We start from the raw sequence: 17,112 nt of genomic DNA on the forward strand, positions 1-17,112 counted from the left end.
AGACCCGATGGCTGAGCGTCATGATGGTCAACGGCCTTCTGGGAAAACAGCTGACGGTGCCCATCGCGGCTCGACAGTATCTTCCATCTGCCATAGAAACTCGTTGCGGGCCGTCTCGTAGTCGGCGGCCAACCGATCAACGAGTTCGCTCGCAGTAGGAACATCTTTCAAATCAACGATGTCTAGGCCGCTCCCCAATATATCCATTGGCCCTGGTGTATCGATGCCGAAGTTCATCGTCGATATCGAATTGTGCAGATCCATACGGGTCTCCCCCCCTGAAGGCCGGGAATAGTAGCCACTCGTGCCTGTGTCAAGGCCTGTGTACTCAATGTCAGTAGCCGAAGATCGTTCGGCCATCCTTCTGTATGGAGCCTCAGCTTTGGCCTCCTTCGTGGCGATGAATGCTGAGCCTACACACGCGAGATCGGCCCCCATTGCAGTTGCTCCAAAGATTGATCGCCCTGAGGCAATGGACCCCGATAGCAACAACGGTCCGTCGAACCACCGCCGGATCTCTTGGACGAGGGCGAAAGGGGATTGCGTTCCAGCATGTCCGCCAGCGCCTGCAGCGACTGCGATAACACCATCAGCGCCATTCTCAATAGCCTTAAGCGCAAAGTGATTGTTAACGACGTAGTGAAAAACTATGCCACCATAGGCGTGGACCATCTCGTTGATCTCTAGACTCGCGTCCACGGAAGTGAGAACGATCGGAACCCGATGACGCACAACAGTCTCCATATCATGATAAAGACGAGCGTTTGACCGATGAACTATTTGGTTGACAGCAAAAGGCGCGGAGGGGCGGCTCGGATGCCTTCTGTCATGTTCCGTCAGCGCATCCTCGATCTGAGTCAGCGACATATCAAGTTCTTCCGTGTCTCTAGCATTGAGCGTGGGAAAAGCTCCCACTATGCCCGCCTTGCATTGTGCAATGACCAACTCACGATTAGATATGGTGAGGAGAGGCGAGCCGACAACGGGTAGTCGCAAGCGATTGGCCAAAATTGCTGGTAGTCTCATCCTGCCTCCGTGTAGTGAGACGAACTCGTGGATATCCTGGGTTAGCCTTGTCGTCGGGAGCGAGTTGTGAGAACAATTTCCGTTTTGGTCACCCTGCGCACTGGCTCGGAGCCTTGAATCCTTCGGGACTGACAGAGGCCGATGCCGCCTAGCCTGCGCTGCATCGCAACAAGCCGTGATCGAAACCCCGGCGCCGACATGTTAACGCTGTAATAATAGCACGGTTCCGGCTCGCGGCGCGCTGTCAACCCATGCCCTTAGAGCTAGCTCGATGGCAAGAACGTTTGGTGCGTGGCCCACGCCAATGTGGTTACCACTACCGCGTGACGCGGGCCGAGCGGCCCGGAGGCACGACGCCGAAGACACTTAAGGCGCAAGAGCCGGGCTCCAGATTGTCGAGATCGCCGCCGGAAATGGAAGGACGGCGTCGGTCGAATATGCCGAGAGCTAGAGATGTTCTCAGATCCAAGGTCACACTGGAGCACTTGAGTTTGGCACAGGCAATCAGAGGCGATCACTTTGGCAATTTGGGTCAAGCGGGGAGGTGCATGTCCCGGCTAACCTGCAGGTCACTCTTCTCTTCATGATCTATATATGCAGACCGCGACCGACAACCTGAGTTCTTCGTTGCACGAACTTTCAATCACCGAAGCGGCGACTGCGATCCGCACGGGAGCCATTTCTGCATCAGAGTACGCCGCAGCGCTCCTGAAACGCGCCTACGCACTTGCAGATCTGCACGCCTTTGTCACCCTGGATGAGAACACGGTTCTTGAAGCGGCCAGACAAGCCGATCTCGAACGGCGAGCTGGAAAGGACCTTGGTCCGCTCCATGGAGTCCCTGTCGCGATCAAGGACAGCTTCAACACCCGGGACATGCCGACATCCTACGGCACGAAGGTGCTCGCACGCCATCGGCCGCCGGAGGACGCCACTGTGGTTAAGTCTATGCGCGACGCGGGCGCAATCCTCTTTGGAAAAAACAACCTAGTGGAGATGTCGTACGGACTTACTGGCCTCAACGCTCACTATGGGCAGGTCAAAAATCCTTATGATGTCGCCCGAGTGACCGGTGGCTCCTCGAGCGGTGCGGGAGCATCCGTCGCGGCGAGAATCGTGCCAGGCGCACTGGGTGGCGATACAGTGGGATCGATCAGGGTTCCATCCTCCCTCTGTGGTGTCGTAGGCTTTCGACCCACCACAGGGCGCTGGCCGGGGCGGGGTATTGCGCCAATCTCGAATACGCTCGATACGCCTGGTCCTATGGCCCGAACGGTCGAGGACTGCGCATTGCTTGACGCGATTGCTACCGGAGAGAAATTCGTGCGCGAGCCTTTGATTCGGAACCTCAAGGGGCTTCGATTCGGGTTCGCTCCTAAGCAACATCTCGAGCTCGTCGACCCGGAAGTCGAAGCTCTTTTCCGGGAAAGTCTCAACACACTTCGGGGCGCCGGCGCAGAGATCGTGGAAGTCGATTTGGGCGCCGATTTTGTGGCGCTGGCAACGCAGGCGAACTGGCCCGTATTTTTTGCAGAGACGATGCCTCACGTCTCCACGTTCCTCGGTGAGCAGAACATCTCGTTGCAGTTTCAGCAACTCTATGATGCACTCGGGCACAACGTGAAATCTGCGTGGGCCGACCGTGTCGTACCCAACGGTCCCAATGCGATATCCAAGGAGATGTACCACCTGTCCTTGAATGTCAAGCGTCCAGAGCTGCAGCAACGATTCGCCGACGTGTATCGAGCGAACCATATCCATGTCCTACTCTTCCCCACGACCCCTACGGTTGCCCCGCTGATCGACGAGCAGGTGCCGTATATGATCGCCGGGCAGGTGGTAGACCGCCTGCTGTTGGCAAAGAACGTGTTTCCTTCGAGTTGCGCGGGACTGCCGGGGATCTCTATCCCTATTGGGCTGTCATCGGACGGACTTCCTATCGGAATGGAGATTGACGGCCCACCTCATGGAGACGAATCCGTTCTAGCAATCGCAACTCGTGTGTCCGCCATTCTGGGCCGAGTTCCCGCCCCGAAGTTTGACCTGCTTGTCGAGTGACGACTGGACTTGACCCTGCTGCACGGACGGGGTGGCGCTTGATTCTCAAGTTGGATCAGTAGGCCGCGACGAAGACTTGTCCACTGGGGCGTGGCGAATGCCACGCGGATGCCGACGGGGGGCAAGTCGTGTTCGAGGCGAGGCGGCTGCTTGGACTTGCGGTTGTATCCTTTCATACGTCCCCGGCGAGATCTGCCGGAGTGCGCTGTGACGCCGGCGCGGGTGTATCAGCCTTCGATGTAGGTGAACAGCGCCAGCCTGCCCTTGGTCTGCCAGCTGCGCCGGTCGATCAGCTCGCATTCGAGCGTCGCGAGGAAGCTCTCGGCCGTCGCGTTGTTTTAGGCATCGCCGACGGCGCCCATTCTGGGCGCCCTGGTCGCTGTGATTGATCACGCCATCCGGCTTGCACTGTTGCAGCACCATGTTTAGCGCCGCCAGCATCAACTCGGCGGTCGCCTCCGATGGCCCGGCCCACGATGTGCCTATTCCATGCATCCTGTACGACGGCCAGGAAGATGAAGCCGTCCAGGTGGATACGTAGGTCAAATCAGAGACCCACAGCTCGTTCGGGCCGCCGGCTCGAACTCGAGCTCGACGAGATCTGACGCCGGGCGCAGTCGCTTGTCGCGACGCGTGGTCACGACGAAGCCGCGGCGCCGACTGACGCAACGGATGGCGTTCACACGCATCAGCCGAGCAACGCGGTTGCCCCGACGCGTATCCCTTGTTCGATCAGTTCAGCGCGCACTCGCAGCATGCCGTAGGTGGCGTCGGATTCGGTGGCTCGGATTCGTTGCACCAGCACCGCGTCGTCGATTGAACGCCTAGACGGCGGCCGTTCGACCCACTCGCAGAGACCTTGAGCACGCGGCACATAGTATGCACGGGAACCCCTGACTTGGCTCGCACTCACAAGTTCGTGGACCCGATGGATGTCCTGAGCGGCGCCGATAGCGAAGAACTCGTGCGGGTGCGCCGTGAAAGCCGACAGCTTAAGCAGGAGCGGGACATCTCTGCAATGGCTATGGCCTGGTTCGCCGGCAAAGGCGAGAAGACATCCCGCGCCGGGTAGCAGTTTTTGAAAGTAGACTAGGAGAGGATATTCAGTGTGTTAAGGCCATTCTCCCCGTCACTCGCAACTTCGCCACAGTGACTTGATGCCACCATGACTGGGACGTGAGCGAGAGGCCGGATGGCATATTGCTGAAGCCGGGCATGCAACGCCAGTTACTCAAGGACCTGGTTGAGTATATGAAAGCCAGGACCTGAGGTGAGCACTGGCGCTCGCCGGAAAACCCCTCGCGGTTAGCCTGTAATCACTTCAGGTAAACCATAGTCACGACAGCGAAGAGCCCTAGCGAATAGATAGTTGTTTAGCTCTCTATTGCTCAAGGAGTCCAGTTCCACTCGGCCCAATGCGTCACACGGAAAGGCCAAGCCGACTTCTCCGCCTAAGTGCCTGAATTGCAGCAGAAATCGCGCCCGATCGGTCTGCGCGTTGTCATTGTCACTCATATGTCTTTCCCGAAGATCGCTCTCGCCAGTTCGACCTTGTCGCTTCACAAGCGTTGGAGTAGGGCTGATTCTGTCCAGCACGCCAGAGTTGAACCACGTGGCCGCTGGCTGAAGGGCGGTCCTGCCGTCCTCGGGTGAACGAACCTTGCAAGGCCCCTGCAGGGGCGTGACTGTGTAGGTAAGGGCGCTGCGGTTTGTGTGTGGCCACGGCCTTGCTTTTTTTGAACTGCCCCGCGATGGTCCCTTGCCTGGCGCGGCTCGCCGGAATGCATCTTGGGCTATACATCTGAAGAGAGGCGGTTGAAGCGATGACAGGCCTCAAAGATAACGTTGTTAAGATCAATCTGGCAACCTTTAGTTTGCCATTTGTTTGTTACGGATGTTAAAGATTGCGGCATTGCTTGGTAGATCACCTCGTCCGGGGGATCCGAGCGGCTGGCTATGCCTCTGCCGCTCGCTCGGTTGTGTCTCTTCTCCGGCCATATCGCTCGTGCGATCAAGTGCCGGTCAACTTCTATGTCGGTGAGGCTGGGGAAGTGGCAACTGTTAAGATCGCGTGATGGAAAAAAAAGCTGCAAGGACCACAACTGTTGCCCGTGCTATCAAATCTCGTGCCGCGGGCAAGGAGGAAGCGCAGTTGGTGCCTCGCGCCGCGCCGAGGAAACGCGCCTCGCCCGCGAGCAGGGGCTCGAACGATCGAAAAGGAGGTGCGCCGAGCAATGCCGTGTCCCGGCCCTATCACCACGGCAACCTCCGCGAAGACCTAGTACGCTGCGGCAAAGAGCAATTGCGCGAAGTTGGCCTAGCAGACCTGAGCTTGCGCCGCATCGCTAGCGAGGTGGGTGTGTCGCAGGTAGCGCCAAAACACCACTTTGGCAACAAGGAGGGCCTTCTCGCCGCCATCGCGGCCAGCGGGTTCCGCGATCTAACCGAGTTCCGCTATTCGCGACTGCGACCGAACATGTCGCCTGAGCAACGGTTGCGCACGCTGTTGTCGGCATATGTGGCATTTGCGACACTGAACCCCACGATTTTTCATCTAATGTTCGCCCCACAGTTCAAGGCGCCTGAAGCGCACTCCGAGCTCAATGAGGCTGCAAGTCAGTCCTATCAAATCGTGGCGCGCGCCGCAGCTGACTACCTTGCGGCGCGCGGCAAGGCGGACGAGATTGATCCGCATATGATCGCTCGGGTGGCTTGGATGTGCATGCACGGCGTTGCGACGCTGATCATCGAGAACCGAATCAATCCGCTCGGTGCCACAAAGGTTTCCCGCGATCAGTTGACCAGCCAGGCGCTCGATCTGCTCTTCGCCGGCATCGAGGGCCTGCACGGGTTGTAAGTTGACGACAGCACTCAGCTGCGGTTCCACTCGAGGGGACTTTGGGCGCGTTCGGGCGTTGCTCGGTTTAGACAGCCGCTTGGTCCAGCAGCCGGTGACGTACTGACCCGAGATACACATCGAGATGCTGATGCATTCGTGGTGAAGTCATCGGCCACTGTCAGGCACTTGATGCGCCCCGCCCGGTGCTTAGGCTGTCGCTGACGAAGTCCATGCTCCGAACGTAGCCAGTTGCAGTGGCACGCATTGGTTGGCGGGGCGTTTGACCTCCCCTTGCGCTTGCGCACCGCCAGATTGGCGACGCTGTACTGGCGGTCGACGCATTTGTGGTTCAAGCAGGGGACGTACGGGTGCATGCCGAGCGCTTCAACGGCAAGTGCGCGACGAGCGCCTGAACGAGCAATGGTTCGAGACGCTGCAGCAGGCCAGGTCGGCCGTCGTGCTGGCGCCAGGACTACGACGACGTCAGGCCCGGTTGCCAGCGAAGGCCGCCCGCGAAGTTACCCGAGCTGCATCGCCAGCGCGCTGGCGATGCAGCTCGAATCAGCTCACTAACCACCGAAAACTCTTCCCGGAGCCTGAAGAGGCTGGAGAGCGACAGGTGGCCGCATGCGAATGCAGCGCTGGAGGTTTGCCGTCAGTCGCGAGTGCTTCGAAGCCCTTGCTGAGTCCAGCGAGCGTTGGACTGTGGGTCACCATATCGATGATCGCTACCGGGCGCCAGCCAGCAAGCTCAACGATTGACATCATCATAAAGTATGATGATCATGTATTATAGAGGTTAATCAACATCTATCGCTCGTGCTTGGTCGAGCGACTGTCGAAATGGAGGCAAGCATGAAGGTTCTCATTCTGGGTGCTGGTGCAATGGGTGGCTACTTCGGTGCCCGGTTGGTTGAGGTCGGGATTGACATCGCCTTCCTTGTCCGAGAGGGAAGGGCAGCACTACTTTCCCGATCGGGGCTCGTGATAAATAGTGAGCTCGGCAATTTCCGTCAGCAGGTTGCAACCGTCTCAAGCGCGTCAACGGATGGCCACATTGACCTAGTCCTGCTTGCATGCAAGGCATATGACCTGCCGGCCGCGATTGATGCGATTGCGCCAGTTGTAGATGCCGGCGCGTGTGTTCTTCCACTGCTGAATGGTATGTCCGTATACGAGCAACTCGATACACGGTTCGGTCGCGAGCGCGTTCTGGGCGGCGTGGCATACATCGCCACAAGCCTGAATGCAAAGGGTGAGATCGATCACGAGGGAGGCATGGACAAACTAATCGTCGGCGCCCGACATGCCTCGCAATCCGATCTGGCTGCCGGGTTCGTAGAGAAGCTGAGTCGCGGCCCGGGTGTTCGCGAGCTCTCAGCACAGGTCGAACAGGACCTCTGGGACAAGTGGGTCATGCTGGCGGCCGGCGCAGCGCTCACGTGTCTGATGCGAGCCAATGTGGGTCAGATCATGGCTACCGTGTACGGCACCAAGCTAATGACGAAGGCAATCGACGAGTGCGCGAACGTGGCGCGCGCCTCTGGCCATCCGTTGTCTGAAGGTACCATCGGGAAGATTCGAAGTCGGCTTCTAGATCGCAACTCGCAATGGGCCGCATCGATGATGCGGGATATTGCGGTGCGCGCGACCAATCTTGAGGTCGACTCCATCATAGGGGACATGGCCCGGCGCGCTGAAAGTTTGCGCATTCCCGCCCTGCTGATCGAGACCGCACATAGCCATCTTCAGGCCTATTTGCTCACTAGCAAACGTTGATTCATGATCAACCATGATTTCGGAAAAAACTATAGGCTCATTCTGAGCTGAGTATGTGTCACAAGCATCGCGCGAAGTCCGCGCTTACGCCTTTCGCTTCGCAAGACACATGAAGGCGGTGCATTCCGTATACAGCTGGGTATGAGTTGCTCGTCGACGGAATCCGTCTTGCTGGTCTGGCGGCGGGACCAGATACAAGGCCGGACACTTCCAAAAGTGTCCGGCTTTTTACATTTTGCATCGGAGAGTCGCTGCTTGGCAATCCATGTTTGTCCAACTTGATCCGGATTTGCCAAGCCGCATAGTCACCAAAGTAGAGCTGCTCTCCCACGAAAAAGGTTCCTTCGCCGAAGCCTATGCCAGTCGCGACGATTTCGACCTGTCGGCTGGGCTTGGTGAATGCGGCCGATTGCGCAATCAGAGCAAGGACAGAAAAGATCAGGCGTATGCGCTGGATTCTTTAAGGGCGAAGCAAGACTCGCCCGAACGCGCTACGGCTCAGCACATGTTGATGCGCCTCCGTTGCCCGTTCCAAGGGAAATATCCGATCGATCACGACCTTGAGTTCCCCTCGAGAAACTCGCTCTAAGGCGTTCTGGACTTGCGCATGCACGCGGTCGTAGTCGCGATCCAGCAAGCTTGGAAAGTACACGCCGTGGAGGCTGTTATTACCGCGCCAAAGTGAGACTGGATCAAGCTTTTCCGCGTCACGGCCGGAGACCCCGACGGTGACGACTCGTCCGCCGTAGGCAAGCGACTGAATGCTGCGCACCAGATTTTTTCCGGCAATGCTGTCCAGCACCACATCAACGCCACGACCACCAGTTTGGGCCATGACTTGTGCGACAAAATCATCGTTGGTGTAGTTGATTCCCACATCGAGGCCGAAGGCTTGGAGCAGGTCAAGGCGGGCAGCGCTGGATGCAGTGGCAAATACCTGTGCTCCGGCTTGCTTTGCTAGTTGAATTGCGGCGAGGCCCAAAGCCCCAGCACCTGCATGTACCAGAACGCTTTGCCCCGCCTGAAGGCCGCCGGCAGTGAATAGGCATTCATGCGCTGTACCCCATGCGACGGGCACTGCTGCGGCCGTGTCGAAGTCCATGGCGTCGGGGATTCTCCATGTATCGACCGCCGGCGCTGCGGTGAACTGCGCGTGCGACCCCCAGTTGAGCACGGCGACGACTCGGTCGCCGATCTGGCGGTCCTGCACACCTGCACCTGCGGCGGCGATCACTCCTGCGCATTGATATCCCACGATGTGAGGAATCCGGGCGAGTGGCCTTATTTCTCGGTTCACGAGGTCCCCGCCTTCGACCGAGATGGCCTTTACCTCGATCAGGACCTGATCTGCAGTAGGCGTCGGCGCTGGGACATCTTCGTAACGGAAGACCTCCGGGCCGCCGTTTTCATAGTAGACAGCTGCTTTCATTGCGTGACTCACTTTAATAGAGGGCTAGTCGTTACTGCGCGGGCACGGGGATGATTGCTCCGATCCGCCAGCCTTGAGGCGTGCGCACCGCAATCTCACAGACAAGAAACGGGTTGGTCTTTGCTGTGGCGTCTGATGAACCAAACGTGACTTGGGTGGGCGCGTAGATCTCGGCGCTGTCTGCGGTAAACGGGATGACCCGGATATTTGAGGGATCAGGCTCAAACTTCCAAACGCCCTTGAACGTTTCCGTAAAGTGATCAATGAGCGCCTGCTTGCTCCAATACTGATAGGCGCGGGCGACGAATGTCACCGAAACGGATGAATCCGGCGGTGCAGAGGTGAAGACTCGTTCAAATGCACCGATGTCGTGCGCCGTTGCGGCGGCAGCTTGCTGCAGGAAAAGACTCCTTATTTCTTGACGATCATGCTCGTCGAATGAACTTGGCGCGGCCGCATGGCCAAACGTCGTTCCAACGAGAAGGGTGATCGTAGTCAGTAGGGTAAAGGCGTTTTGTTTCATGATGAATCCTGGCGTTGGATGTCACTGTGCGGGAACGGGAACGATCGCGGATATGCGCCAGCCCGCCGAAGTGCGGATCGCGAATTCGTTAATCAGAAACGGTGCTGTCTTCGCCTCTTGACCAGGTGCGCCGAAAGTCACGAGGGTCGGGGCGTAGATTTGCACAATGTCAGCCCCCAGCGGAATGACACGGATTGCGTTTTCGTCGGTATCAAGGCGCCATGCACCTGCGAAGGTCTTGCGAAAGTGCGTCATCACCGCCTCTCTTCCAATGAACTGATAGGCGCGGGCGATAAACGAGACGGGGTCTGGTTGTCCTGCCGGAAGCCGCGCGATCACTGCATCGAGCGCATCGATATCGTGCGCGGTCTCGGCTGCGGCCTGCCGCAAAAACAATTGGCGTATTTGCTGAAAGTCGCTGGCATCCACCTCCGCGGCTTGAGCGATTGCTGAAGCAGCGAAAAGAGTGCAAACGATAGTTGCTCGGACGCAGCCCAGCAAAGGTCGAATTGAAGTCATCCCAAATGGTCTCATATGCCCGTTTGTTATAAGTTGCAAAAGGACGGACGGCGCTCTTGCAGCGGGGAGGGGGAGGGTTACGAGGCGTGCTGTGCGGTCCTGTTGCACTCGTCCACCTCTAGGTCGAGCGCTGCAATGCGTGCCATTAAGCGTCGCATGGCCAGTGCATCGTCCTTGCCAAAAGCTTCTTCAAATCTGGCCTGCGCTTTTCTCCAGTGGACTTTTCCCTCTTTCTCGCGCCTGACACCAAGAGATGACAAGGCGACTTCACGCTCTCTCCGGTCGCGCTGCCCCACCTCGATCGTGACGAGGCCTTCCCGCTCAAGTGGACGCAAGTTGTGCCCGATGGTGGCTCGATCCATCGATAGCATCTCCGCAAGCGTGGCCATCGTGACGCTGCCTTGCGAAGCCAGAAGCGAAAGGATCGTGTACTGAGTGGCACGAAGGTCCGTTTCAGCCATGCATGCATCGTAGAACCGTGTCATCCGGCGTGCGGCTTTGCGAATGGCCGTGCTGTTGCACACACCAGGCGATGGTTGATCATTCTTAGCGGTCATTGGAAAAAAGCGTGCTACATCACGCAGACGGATATTGCGGGCATATAAGACTATTGTCAAGCTTGCTCGCAAACCGCCGAACTTGGGCGCGTTCGCCGTCATGGAAGGGGCGCAGTAAGTCTTCCGGATGTGCGATGGATCATGGCCGTTGAGTCTTGCTGATTGGAGCAAGGATGGAGCAGGTCCGCATTGACGACCTTCTGGCGCACTGTCGGCGCCTAGGCGGCCATGGGTTCTGCGGATCGCAGAAGTACACCTGAAACTCGGTGGCCAACGTGAACTTCTCGTGGACGTGCCTCTCCGTGCCTCTGTCCCAGGTCAGTGATTTGTAGAGTTCCTGTGGCAGCTTTCGGGCGTTCTTGATGGCCGCGTTGACGACCGTCTGAGAGTCCTTGCTATCAAGCTTGACCAACATCACGTTTCGCGTCTGGCGCTTAACCAGCATGGCGATCTCGCTGTTGGCGCTTCCGAAGAGCAGGTCGCCTTCCCATTGGCCGGGAACTGCTCGATCTTCAACCGTGGCTGGCCGCTCGCTGATGGGGACGGCGTCACGATTCTTCGGTGGGCGTCTGTCTTCTGCGTGTACTGGCGTGAGCGGCGCGCATGTCCCGGCAGCGCCTGAGATGCTGCAACAGTTCCTTCTTCACGCTCCGCGGGCTTGAATAAACAAGCTGCGGTAGATGGTCTCGTGGGACACGTGGGAAGGCTCGTCGCTCGGGTAAGTTTGCTAGAGCCACCCTGCAATCTACTCCGGAGACCATTGCAGCCGAAGCTTCTCCGTGACGCTGCGCGCGCCAGGTTCCGGTTCCTCAACCAGCCTGCAGCGCTTTGGTCGACGGGCCCGATCCCAGGCGGCCTGGTCGGCCTGGTCGCTCCATAGCATCTCGAAGCACCGTTGCGCCTGATCTCACGGCTGATGGTTGATGGAGCTCGCCCGAGGATCAACGCGATCGAGCGAATCGAGAAGCCAGCCGCCATGGCACGCGAGATCTCCTCGCGCTCGGTCAGTGTCAGCGCCATCGAGGAACGACTTCGCTCCGGTGGTCGAATGTCGCCCGTACGGGACAGAATCTTCTGTACGGACGTGTGTGCCCGATTGAACAGTTGAGCAATCTGATGCAGGGTCCATCCCTGCCTCCATCGCTCCCACATCAATGCCTTCTGGCTGTCTGTGTAGTAGGTCCGCGTCCGGTAAGCCATCTGCAACACTCCTTCTGCCTACGGCAGTCTTCAGTGTGTTGCATCGACCGGTTGAATCCGCACGCCCGCTTGGGAATTGCGAAGCGATTGTGTGCATCGGGTGCCAGTGGTCGACGGGCTGTCCAAGCCTTCGGCCACATCAAGCAATCCAACGATCTCTTTGCTCAAGGCGATCAAATCTTCCAGCTTTCCTGCAGAAAGATGAGTGACCAACTCCTTCTGTGCCTGTCGCCACGCCGAATTGGTCTCCTGCATCTTTGAGTGTCCGAGATCCGTTAAGGCAAGCGGGCGACCGCGCGCGTCACCGCCGTCGCACGCGACCAACCATCCTGCCTGAACCAGCGTGCCTGCTGTGCGGCTAAGTGTGGATGGGTCCAAGTTCAATCTTTGAGCGAGGTCGACCGCACGAATCGGCCCAAACTCTTGAACGCAGGCCAGCATCGTGTATTGCGTCGTGCGCAGCCCCTGGGACCGCAGGCGCGCGTCGCAATATCGCGAGATCGATCGCGTCAGCCTGAGAAGGCTTAAATTGACGCAAGTATAGGTGTCCATTAGCGATGGCTATTTGAGTCGTTGAGCCAGGACAGAACCGAGTATCTCTCCCGACATCAGACCGACAAGTTTACATGAATATGTCACTGTAAAGATTACTGGGGGCCTCTCGTAGTCGACGGAACCCGAAGTGAAGGACGTCGACGAGGCATAGGCGAATCAGGCAATACAGCGAGGAGTTGATAAAGGCCGTGGGCGTGCGCTACAGGCAGGCGCGGGCACGGGAGACGGCGACGTTCCAATGAGTTCGTGGCGTCTACCGTCTGCCACAGCAAGCACTCCATTTGGGTCTGGCCGAACATCGTGCGCATGAGCGCTCCGGGCCCCCACGCAATCGGGTCTCTGCGACGAACCAGTTCGTTAGGCACTGATAGCGCGGCGGGAGGGCAGGCAGACCGAGTCTGCGCCAAGGGCACGAGGCATTGATTCCGGTCCTCAATTTTCGATCCTCATCGATGCCATGCTGCGGCATGGTCATCTGACGCTGGATCTATTCGTTCAGGACCGGATGCTGGAGGTCAGTGTCGCGACCGTCGACCGCGCGTTGAAGCAGTCCCGAGCGATGCCGGGGCGGAGAGGACAGGCGCTAGAGCGGATGTCATCCGTCGACAGGCTCTGGTCCGTATGCTCTCCGTGTTGGCTCAATCCGCCTCCCGGCGAGTTCGACGTCGCGGCCTGCCCCTCGCCAAGCCCTCACTAGGGTTAGTACTGACTAGCCAAGGGAGATTACAAGTTCAAGAATACCGATTATAACGTTGTTAAGTTGATCTTCAATCCTGCCATGCAATCCATACACGAACCCCCAATCTCCGCACCGACGTTGCTGACGGGGCCTTTCGCCAGCTTTGATCCACCTATGGTGCGCATGGATCGCGGGGTCGATGGCGTGATCAAATTGCGCTCATTGCGCGAAGTCGCCCCGCATCCCGATTCGATCCTTCATTGGCTGCAGCATTGGGCGGAGCGTAGGCCGCAGCAGGCGCTGCTCGCCCAACGCGAAGGAGACGATGGAAGGCCAGGTGCTTGGCGTAGCATCACATATGCCGACGCGCTTCTGACAGTGCGTCGCCTTGCCGAGGCGATTCGCACGGCCGGGGCCGGGCTTACGCGGCCGATAGCAATCTTGTCGGAGAACTCGATCGAGCATGCGCTGTTGACATGGGCCTCACATTGGGCCGGCGTTCCGGTGGCACCGATCTCTCCGGCCTATTCTCTGGCAACGGGATCGTTAGAGCGGTTGCGCGCAGTACTTGCTTTGATCGATCCCTGGATGGTATTTGCTCAAGACGGAGTTCGATTTGAGCGGGCGCTTCGGGCCAGCGGCGTGCCGCGCGAACGCACCGTCACGGTGCATCGCCCGCCAGCCGACGGCAAGCTTTTTTACGATTTTCTGCACGAGCACTGCCAGAAGCTCAGCGACACGCCGCAATCGAAGCCCGACGAAATCGCCAAGTACATGTTCACATCGGGCTCTACTGGTGTGTCTAAGGCAGTGGAAATGACACATCGCATGTTGGCATCGTCGCAGCAGATTAACGCTCAAATAGTCGTCAGCCGGCCTGAGCAGACGATGATCCAGGTTGATTGGCTGCCTTGGCACCACGTCATGGGCGGGAATGTGGTCATGGGACGGCTACTGCGATTTGGTGGCACTTTGTATATCGACGACGGTCGCCCGGTACCCGGGCGCTTTGCTCGGACGTTATCCAACCTGCGCGAGATCGCGCCGACTTACTACTTCAACGTGCCGGCCGGCTATGCGATGCTAGTCGAAGAGTTGGAGCGCGATCCGGCATTTGCGCGCCACGCACTGGGGCGGCTAGAGTTCGCGTACTTTGCCGGCGCCACGCTACCGAGAGACACGCACGAGCGCTTTCAGCGCGTGGCCGAGCGCGCGCTAGGCCGCCGCATTGCGCTAGGCACTGCCTACGCCGCAACTGAGACGACATCGGCGGTGCTCATGCGCACTTGGGAAGCCAGTGATACAGGCTGCATCGGCTTGCCCTTGCCAGGTTGCGAGATCAAGCTCGTTCCCGACGCTGATCTGTCAGGGCGCTATGAGATGAGGGTGAAAGGGCCTCAAGTGTCTGGGCGCTACGCCCAGCCTGTGCAGCCCGGGGACGTACGCGATGAGGAAGGATTTTATTGCCTGGGCGATTCGGCGCGGTTCATGGACCCGGAGCGGCCCGAGGCTGGCCTGCTGTTCGGCGGACGCTTGGCTGAGGACTTCAAACTTGGGAATGGCACTTGGGTACGCACCGGTGCAATTCGCCAGAACCTCTTGGCAGCCTGTGCGCCGTTATTGCGGGAGGCGGTGGTGGTCGGCGAGGGGCGCGCCGAGGTCGCTGCATTGGGCTGGCTAGATGTGGCGGGCTGCCGTGCCCTACTTGGCGTGTCGACGGACCTCGATGAGACAGCGCTTGTTACACATCCACTGGTGCGCGCGCGTTTGACCGAGATGCTCATTGCCGCCAACGCGACTACAGCTTCATCGCGCCGAGTGGGAAGACTGCTGTTGGAGGCCGAGCCGCCGTCACTCGACACGTATGAACTCACTGATAAAGGTAGCATTAACCAGCGTGCCGTGATGCAGCGTCGCGGTGCAGCGGTGGACGCTTTATACGCCGTGCCCTTGGCGCACGAGGTTTTGCGAACCTGAATTCTTGGGCAAGCAGTTTATAGACTACGCCCTTGAGTTCGACGTGACCGGCGTGTGGGGGGCTGTACGAGGCGGAGAGCTGGATGTCCCGCGGCAGCAGCGCCTCATAGTCGTTCTTGGCAGGCGTTTGGAGACAATGAACGCCAACATGCGAGCTGGTTGTCAGTTCGTCCGGTTGCCTGGTACGGTCGCCAGTAAGCAGCACGAACTGGGTCGCGATCTTATCGGGCGAGCGGGCTGCATGCGTCATGCCTTCTCGGCATTGATGAATGGGCAATGCGCATGACTCTTATGCGGAGCTCCGCGTAAGAGTCATGCGCCCGACCGCTCATAAAGGCTGAGGAGTCGATCCAGAAGGCCGCCCGGTCACCAGACCAACTGGCGACACGATTCGTCAAACTCATCGGCAATATCTACCGAGCGGAGACGCTGGCCAAGGACTGGACGTCAGAACGCCGTCACCGACTGCGCCAGCGCTATAGCGCCGCAGGTCAAGCAGATCGAACCGTTGCTGCTCGCGAACCTGCACGCCGTCGCGCACGAGCCTGCTGAGCGAGGCGCTGCACTACCTGCACGGCCATTGGCCCAAGCTCATCCGCTTCCTGGACAACGGGAGTTGGCCGCTGGATTCCAACCCGATAGAAAATGCAGCGCATCGGGCTCGGCAATGAGCGCGGCGAGTGTTGGGCGAGGGTGGCGGCAGGCGACGACACGCCAGTTTTGGATCAGCGTGCCCCATCATCTTTCCTCAAGCCACGCGTGGAATGGCCCAAATGGGAATGGCGCTGCGCCACTGGGATGTCGATACCCTCCAGCAACCAATGCAGTTGCCCGACTGGGTAGGCCGATGCGCAGTCTGAGGTCTTTGGAGGCCTTCGCCGGCGATAGCAGGCATCGCCCTGACACTTTGGACGCATTGTTGATGCGAGGCGAAGAGTGTGGCGCCGCTAAAGCTGTGTTCGCTTGAAGTTCTCAGGACCCGCGGCGACAGCAGCAAGAAACAGATCGATTGAGAATTCGATCATGCGCTGCGTCTTGAGCTTGCTGTCGGTACGTGGGATGCGTCCACCCAGTATGAGCGCTGCTACGCCGTGCTCCATCGACCAAGCTGCATGCGAAAGGTAGTGGAGCTGCTTTCTGTCCCAGCCGTTCTCAAGCGCCAGATCGAAGACCGAGTCCGAGAAATATGAGTACGAGATGTTGCTCGTCGCTTCAACATCACCCCGCACGAATTCCTGCAGCAGCCGAGGACCGGTCATGAGGTCAAACAGCCCGGCGTGCATTTGCGCAAATCGGACATAGCTCAGCATCATTTCGCGCGCCTTCGGTAGCGCGGGCAGGTGCCGCGCGGAGATCTCCATGCGCTGTTCGGCAAGCTCCTTGAAGCCGCTGATCGCGATCGCGGCCAGCAACTCTTCCTTGCCCTTGAAGTGGCGCGACGGCGCCGCTTCGGAAACGCCGAGCCGGCGTGCCAAGGCGCGCAGGCTTAGTTCGCTCGCGCCGTTCTCTTCGAACATTCTGCGGCCTTCCTCCACTAGCGCATTGCGCAATCCGCCCCGCTCGTAGGTCGGCTCGCGCAGCAGCGGTGGCAACGCGCGCGGCTTCCCGGAAGCGGTCCGCGAGGCGCTACGAGTGGGTGTCTGTGGTGCCTTGCTGGTCATCGCTGAAGGGCTCCTTGCAATTTCCCCGATCTTACAAGCGCAAGTCGTGCAGATCCGACTTCTCACCCTCGGGTTAACACCGATAACAGATGTAGTTAACACCGTTATCGTTCGATGCATTGATGCGAAGCCATCCCGGCAAAGTTACCCTAAGGAGAAGCTCGATGAGCTCGATTTCGTATGAAAAAGACGGTGCCGTCGGCGTCGTCACCATGGCCAAGCCGCCGCACAACCTGATCGACAACGCCATGCTCCAGGAGCTTGCGTCCACCTACGCAAGAGCGGTCGAGGAGGGATGCCGCGCCATCCT

General features: G+C 58.9%; 13 protein-coding genes and 2 pseudogenes. 6 read left to right on the forward strand and 9 right to left on the reverse strand.

Annotated features, from left to right (window positions below):
* Positions 1 to 27: 27 nt before the first annotated feature.
* On the reverse strand, positions 28 to 1,026 hold the full coding sequence (locus AC1DF3_RS24285; protein WP_478141103.1) for an NAD(P)H-dependent flavin oxidoreductase: 999 nt from the start codon (positions 1,024 to 1,026) through the stop codon (positions 28 to 30).
* Between the two features lie 594 nt (positions 1,027 to 1,620).
* Between AC1DF3_RS24285 and AC1DF3_RS24290 the strand changes: the two genes are divergently transcribed.
* Positions 1,621 to 3,084 carry an amidase family protein gene (locus AC1DF3_RS24290; protein ID WP_478141104.1) on the forward strand — a complete coding sequence of 488 codons (1,464 nt, stop codon included), beginning with the start codon at positions 1,621 to 1,623 and terminating at the stop codon, positions 3,082 to 3,084.
* A gap of 45 nt (positions 3,085 to 3,129) precedes the next feature.
* Here AC1DF3_RS24290 and AC1DF3_RS24295 read toward each other — a convergent pair.
* A pseudogene (locus tag AC1DF3_RS24295) lies at positions 3,130 to 3,725 on the reverse strand (DDE-type integrase/transposase/recombinase); the annotation flags it as partial.
* Between the two features lie 257 nt (positions 3,726 to 3,982).
* Here AC1DF3_RS24295 and AC1DF3_RS24300 point away from each other — a divergent pair.
* From AC1DF3_RS24300 to AC1DF3_RS24310, 3 genes are all read left to right on the forward strand, one after another.
* Positions 3,983 to 4,156, forward strand: coding sequence for a hypothetical protein (locus AC1DF3_RS24300; RefSeq protein WP_478141105.1), 174 nt, complete (start codon positions 3,983 to 3,985; stop codon positions 4,154 to 4,156).
* Positions 4,157 to 5,158: 1,002 nt separating this feature from the next.
* Positions 5,159 to 5,941 (forward strand): TetR/AcrR family transcriptional regulator, encoded by a 783-nt coding sequence (locus AC1DF3_RS24305; RefSeq protein ID WP_478141106.1) that lies wholly within the window; start codon positions 5,159 to 5,161, stop codon positions 5,939 to 5,941.
* An 837-nt stretch (positions 5,942 to 6,778) separates the two neighbouring features.
* Entirely contained in the window at positions 6,779 to 7,702 is a 924-nt protein-coding gene (locus tag AC1DF3_RS24310) for a ketopantoate reductase family protein (RefSeq protein ID WP_478141107.1), read from the forward strand.
* Between the two features lie 460 nt (positions 7,703 to 8,162).
* On the opposite strand, the gene AC1DF3_RS24315 is transcribed toward AC1DF3_RS24310, so the two are convergent.
* The 6 genes and pseudogenes from AC1DF3_RS24315 to AC1DF3_RS24340 all read right to left on the reverse strand — a co-directional run bounded on the left by AC1DF3_RS24315 (position 8,163) and on the right by AC1DF3_RS24340 (position 12,482).
* Positions 8,163 to 9,131, reverse strand: coding sequence for a quinone oxidoreductase family protein (locus tag AC1DF3_RS24315; protein ID WP_478141108.1), 969 nt, complete (start codon positions 9,129 to 9,131; stop codon positions 8,163 to 8,165).
* Between the two features lie 31 nt (positions 9,132 to 9,162).
* A complete protein-coding gene (locus AC1DF3_RS24320) occupies positions 9,163 to 9,654 on the reverse strand; it encodes a Cif family virulence factor (protein WP_478141109.1) in 492 nt (163 codons plus the stop codon).
* A gap of 21 nt (positions 9,655 to 9,675) precedes the next feature.
* Positions 9,676 to 10,173, reverse strand: coding sequence for a nuclear transport factor 2 family protein (locus AC1DF3_RS24325; protein ID WP_478141110.1), 498 nt, complete (start codon positions 10,171 to 10,173; stop codon positions 9,676 to 9,678).
* A gap of 77 nt (positions 10,174 to 10,250) precedes the next feature.
* Complete coding sequence (locus AC1DF3_RS24330; RefSeq protein ID WP_478141111.1) at positions 10,251 to 10,832, reverse strand: MarR family winged helix-turn-helix transcriptional regulator; 582 nt, start codon at positions 10,830 to 10,832, stop codon at positions 10,251 to 10,253.
* Between the two features lie 124 nt (positions 10,833 to 10,956).
* Positions 10,957 to 11,930, reverse strand: a pseudogene (locus AC1DF3_RS24335) (IS30 family transposase); the annotation flags it as partial.
* 30 nt (positions 11,931 to 11,960) lie between these two features.
* The gene (locus AC1DF3_RS24340) at positions 11,961 to 12,482 is read right to left on the reverse strand and encodes a MarR family winged helix-turn-helix transcriptional regulator (protein WP_478141112.1); all 522 of its coding nucleotides are present in this window, start codon (positions 12,480 to 12,482) and stop codon (positions 11,961 to 11,963) included.
* 763 nt (positions 12,483 to 13,245) lie between these two features.
* On the opposite strand from AC1DF3_RS24340, the gene AC1DF3_RS24345 reads away from it, so the two are divergent.
* On the forward strand, positions 13,246 to 15,141 hold the full coding sequence (locus tag AC1DF3_RS24345; RefSeq protein WP_478141113.1) for an AMP-binding protein: 1,896 nt from the start codon (positions 13,246 to 13,248) through the stop codon (positions 15,139 to 15,141).
* Positions 15,142 to 15,710: 569 nt separating this feature from the next.
* Positions 15,711 to 15,812 (forward strand): IS66 family transposase, encoded by a 102-nt coding sequence (locus AC1DF3_RS24350; protein ID WP_478141117.1) that lies wholly within the window; start codon positions 15,711 to 15,713, stop codon positions 15,810 to 15,812.
* Between the two features lie 276 nt (positions 15,813 to 16,088).
* On the opposite strand, the gene AC1DF3_RS24355 is transcribed toward AC1DF3_RS24350, so the two are convergent.
* Complete coding sequence (locus AC1DF3_RS24355; protein ID WP_478141114.1) at positions 16,089 to 16,802, reverse strand: TetR/AcrR family transcriptional regulator; 714 nt, start codon at positions 16,800 to 16,802, stop codon at positions 16,089 to 16,091.
* Between the last annotated feature and the right edge of the window lie 310 nt (positions 16,803 to 17,112).

The organism is Variovorax sp. 10N432 (genome assembly GCF_056394465.1).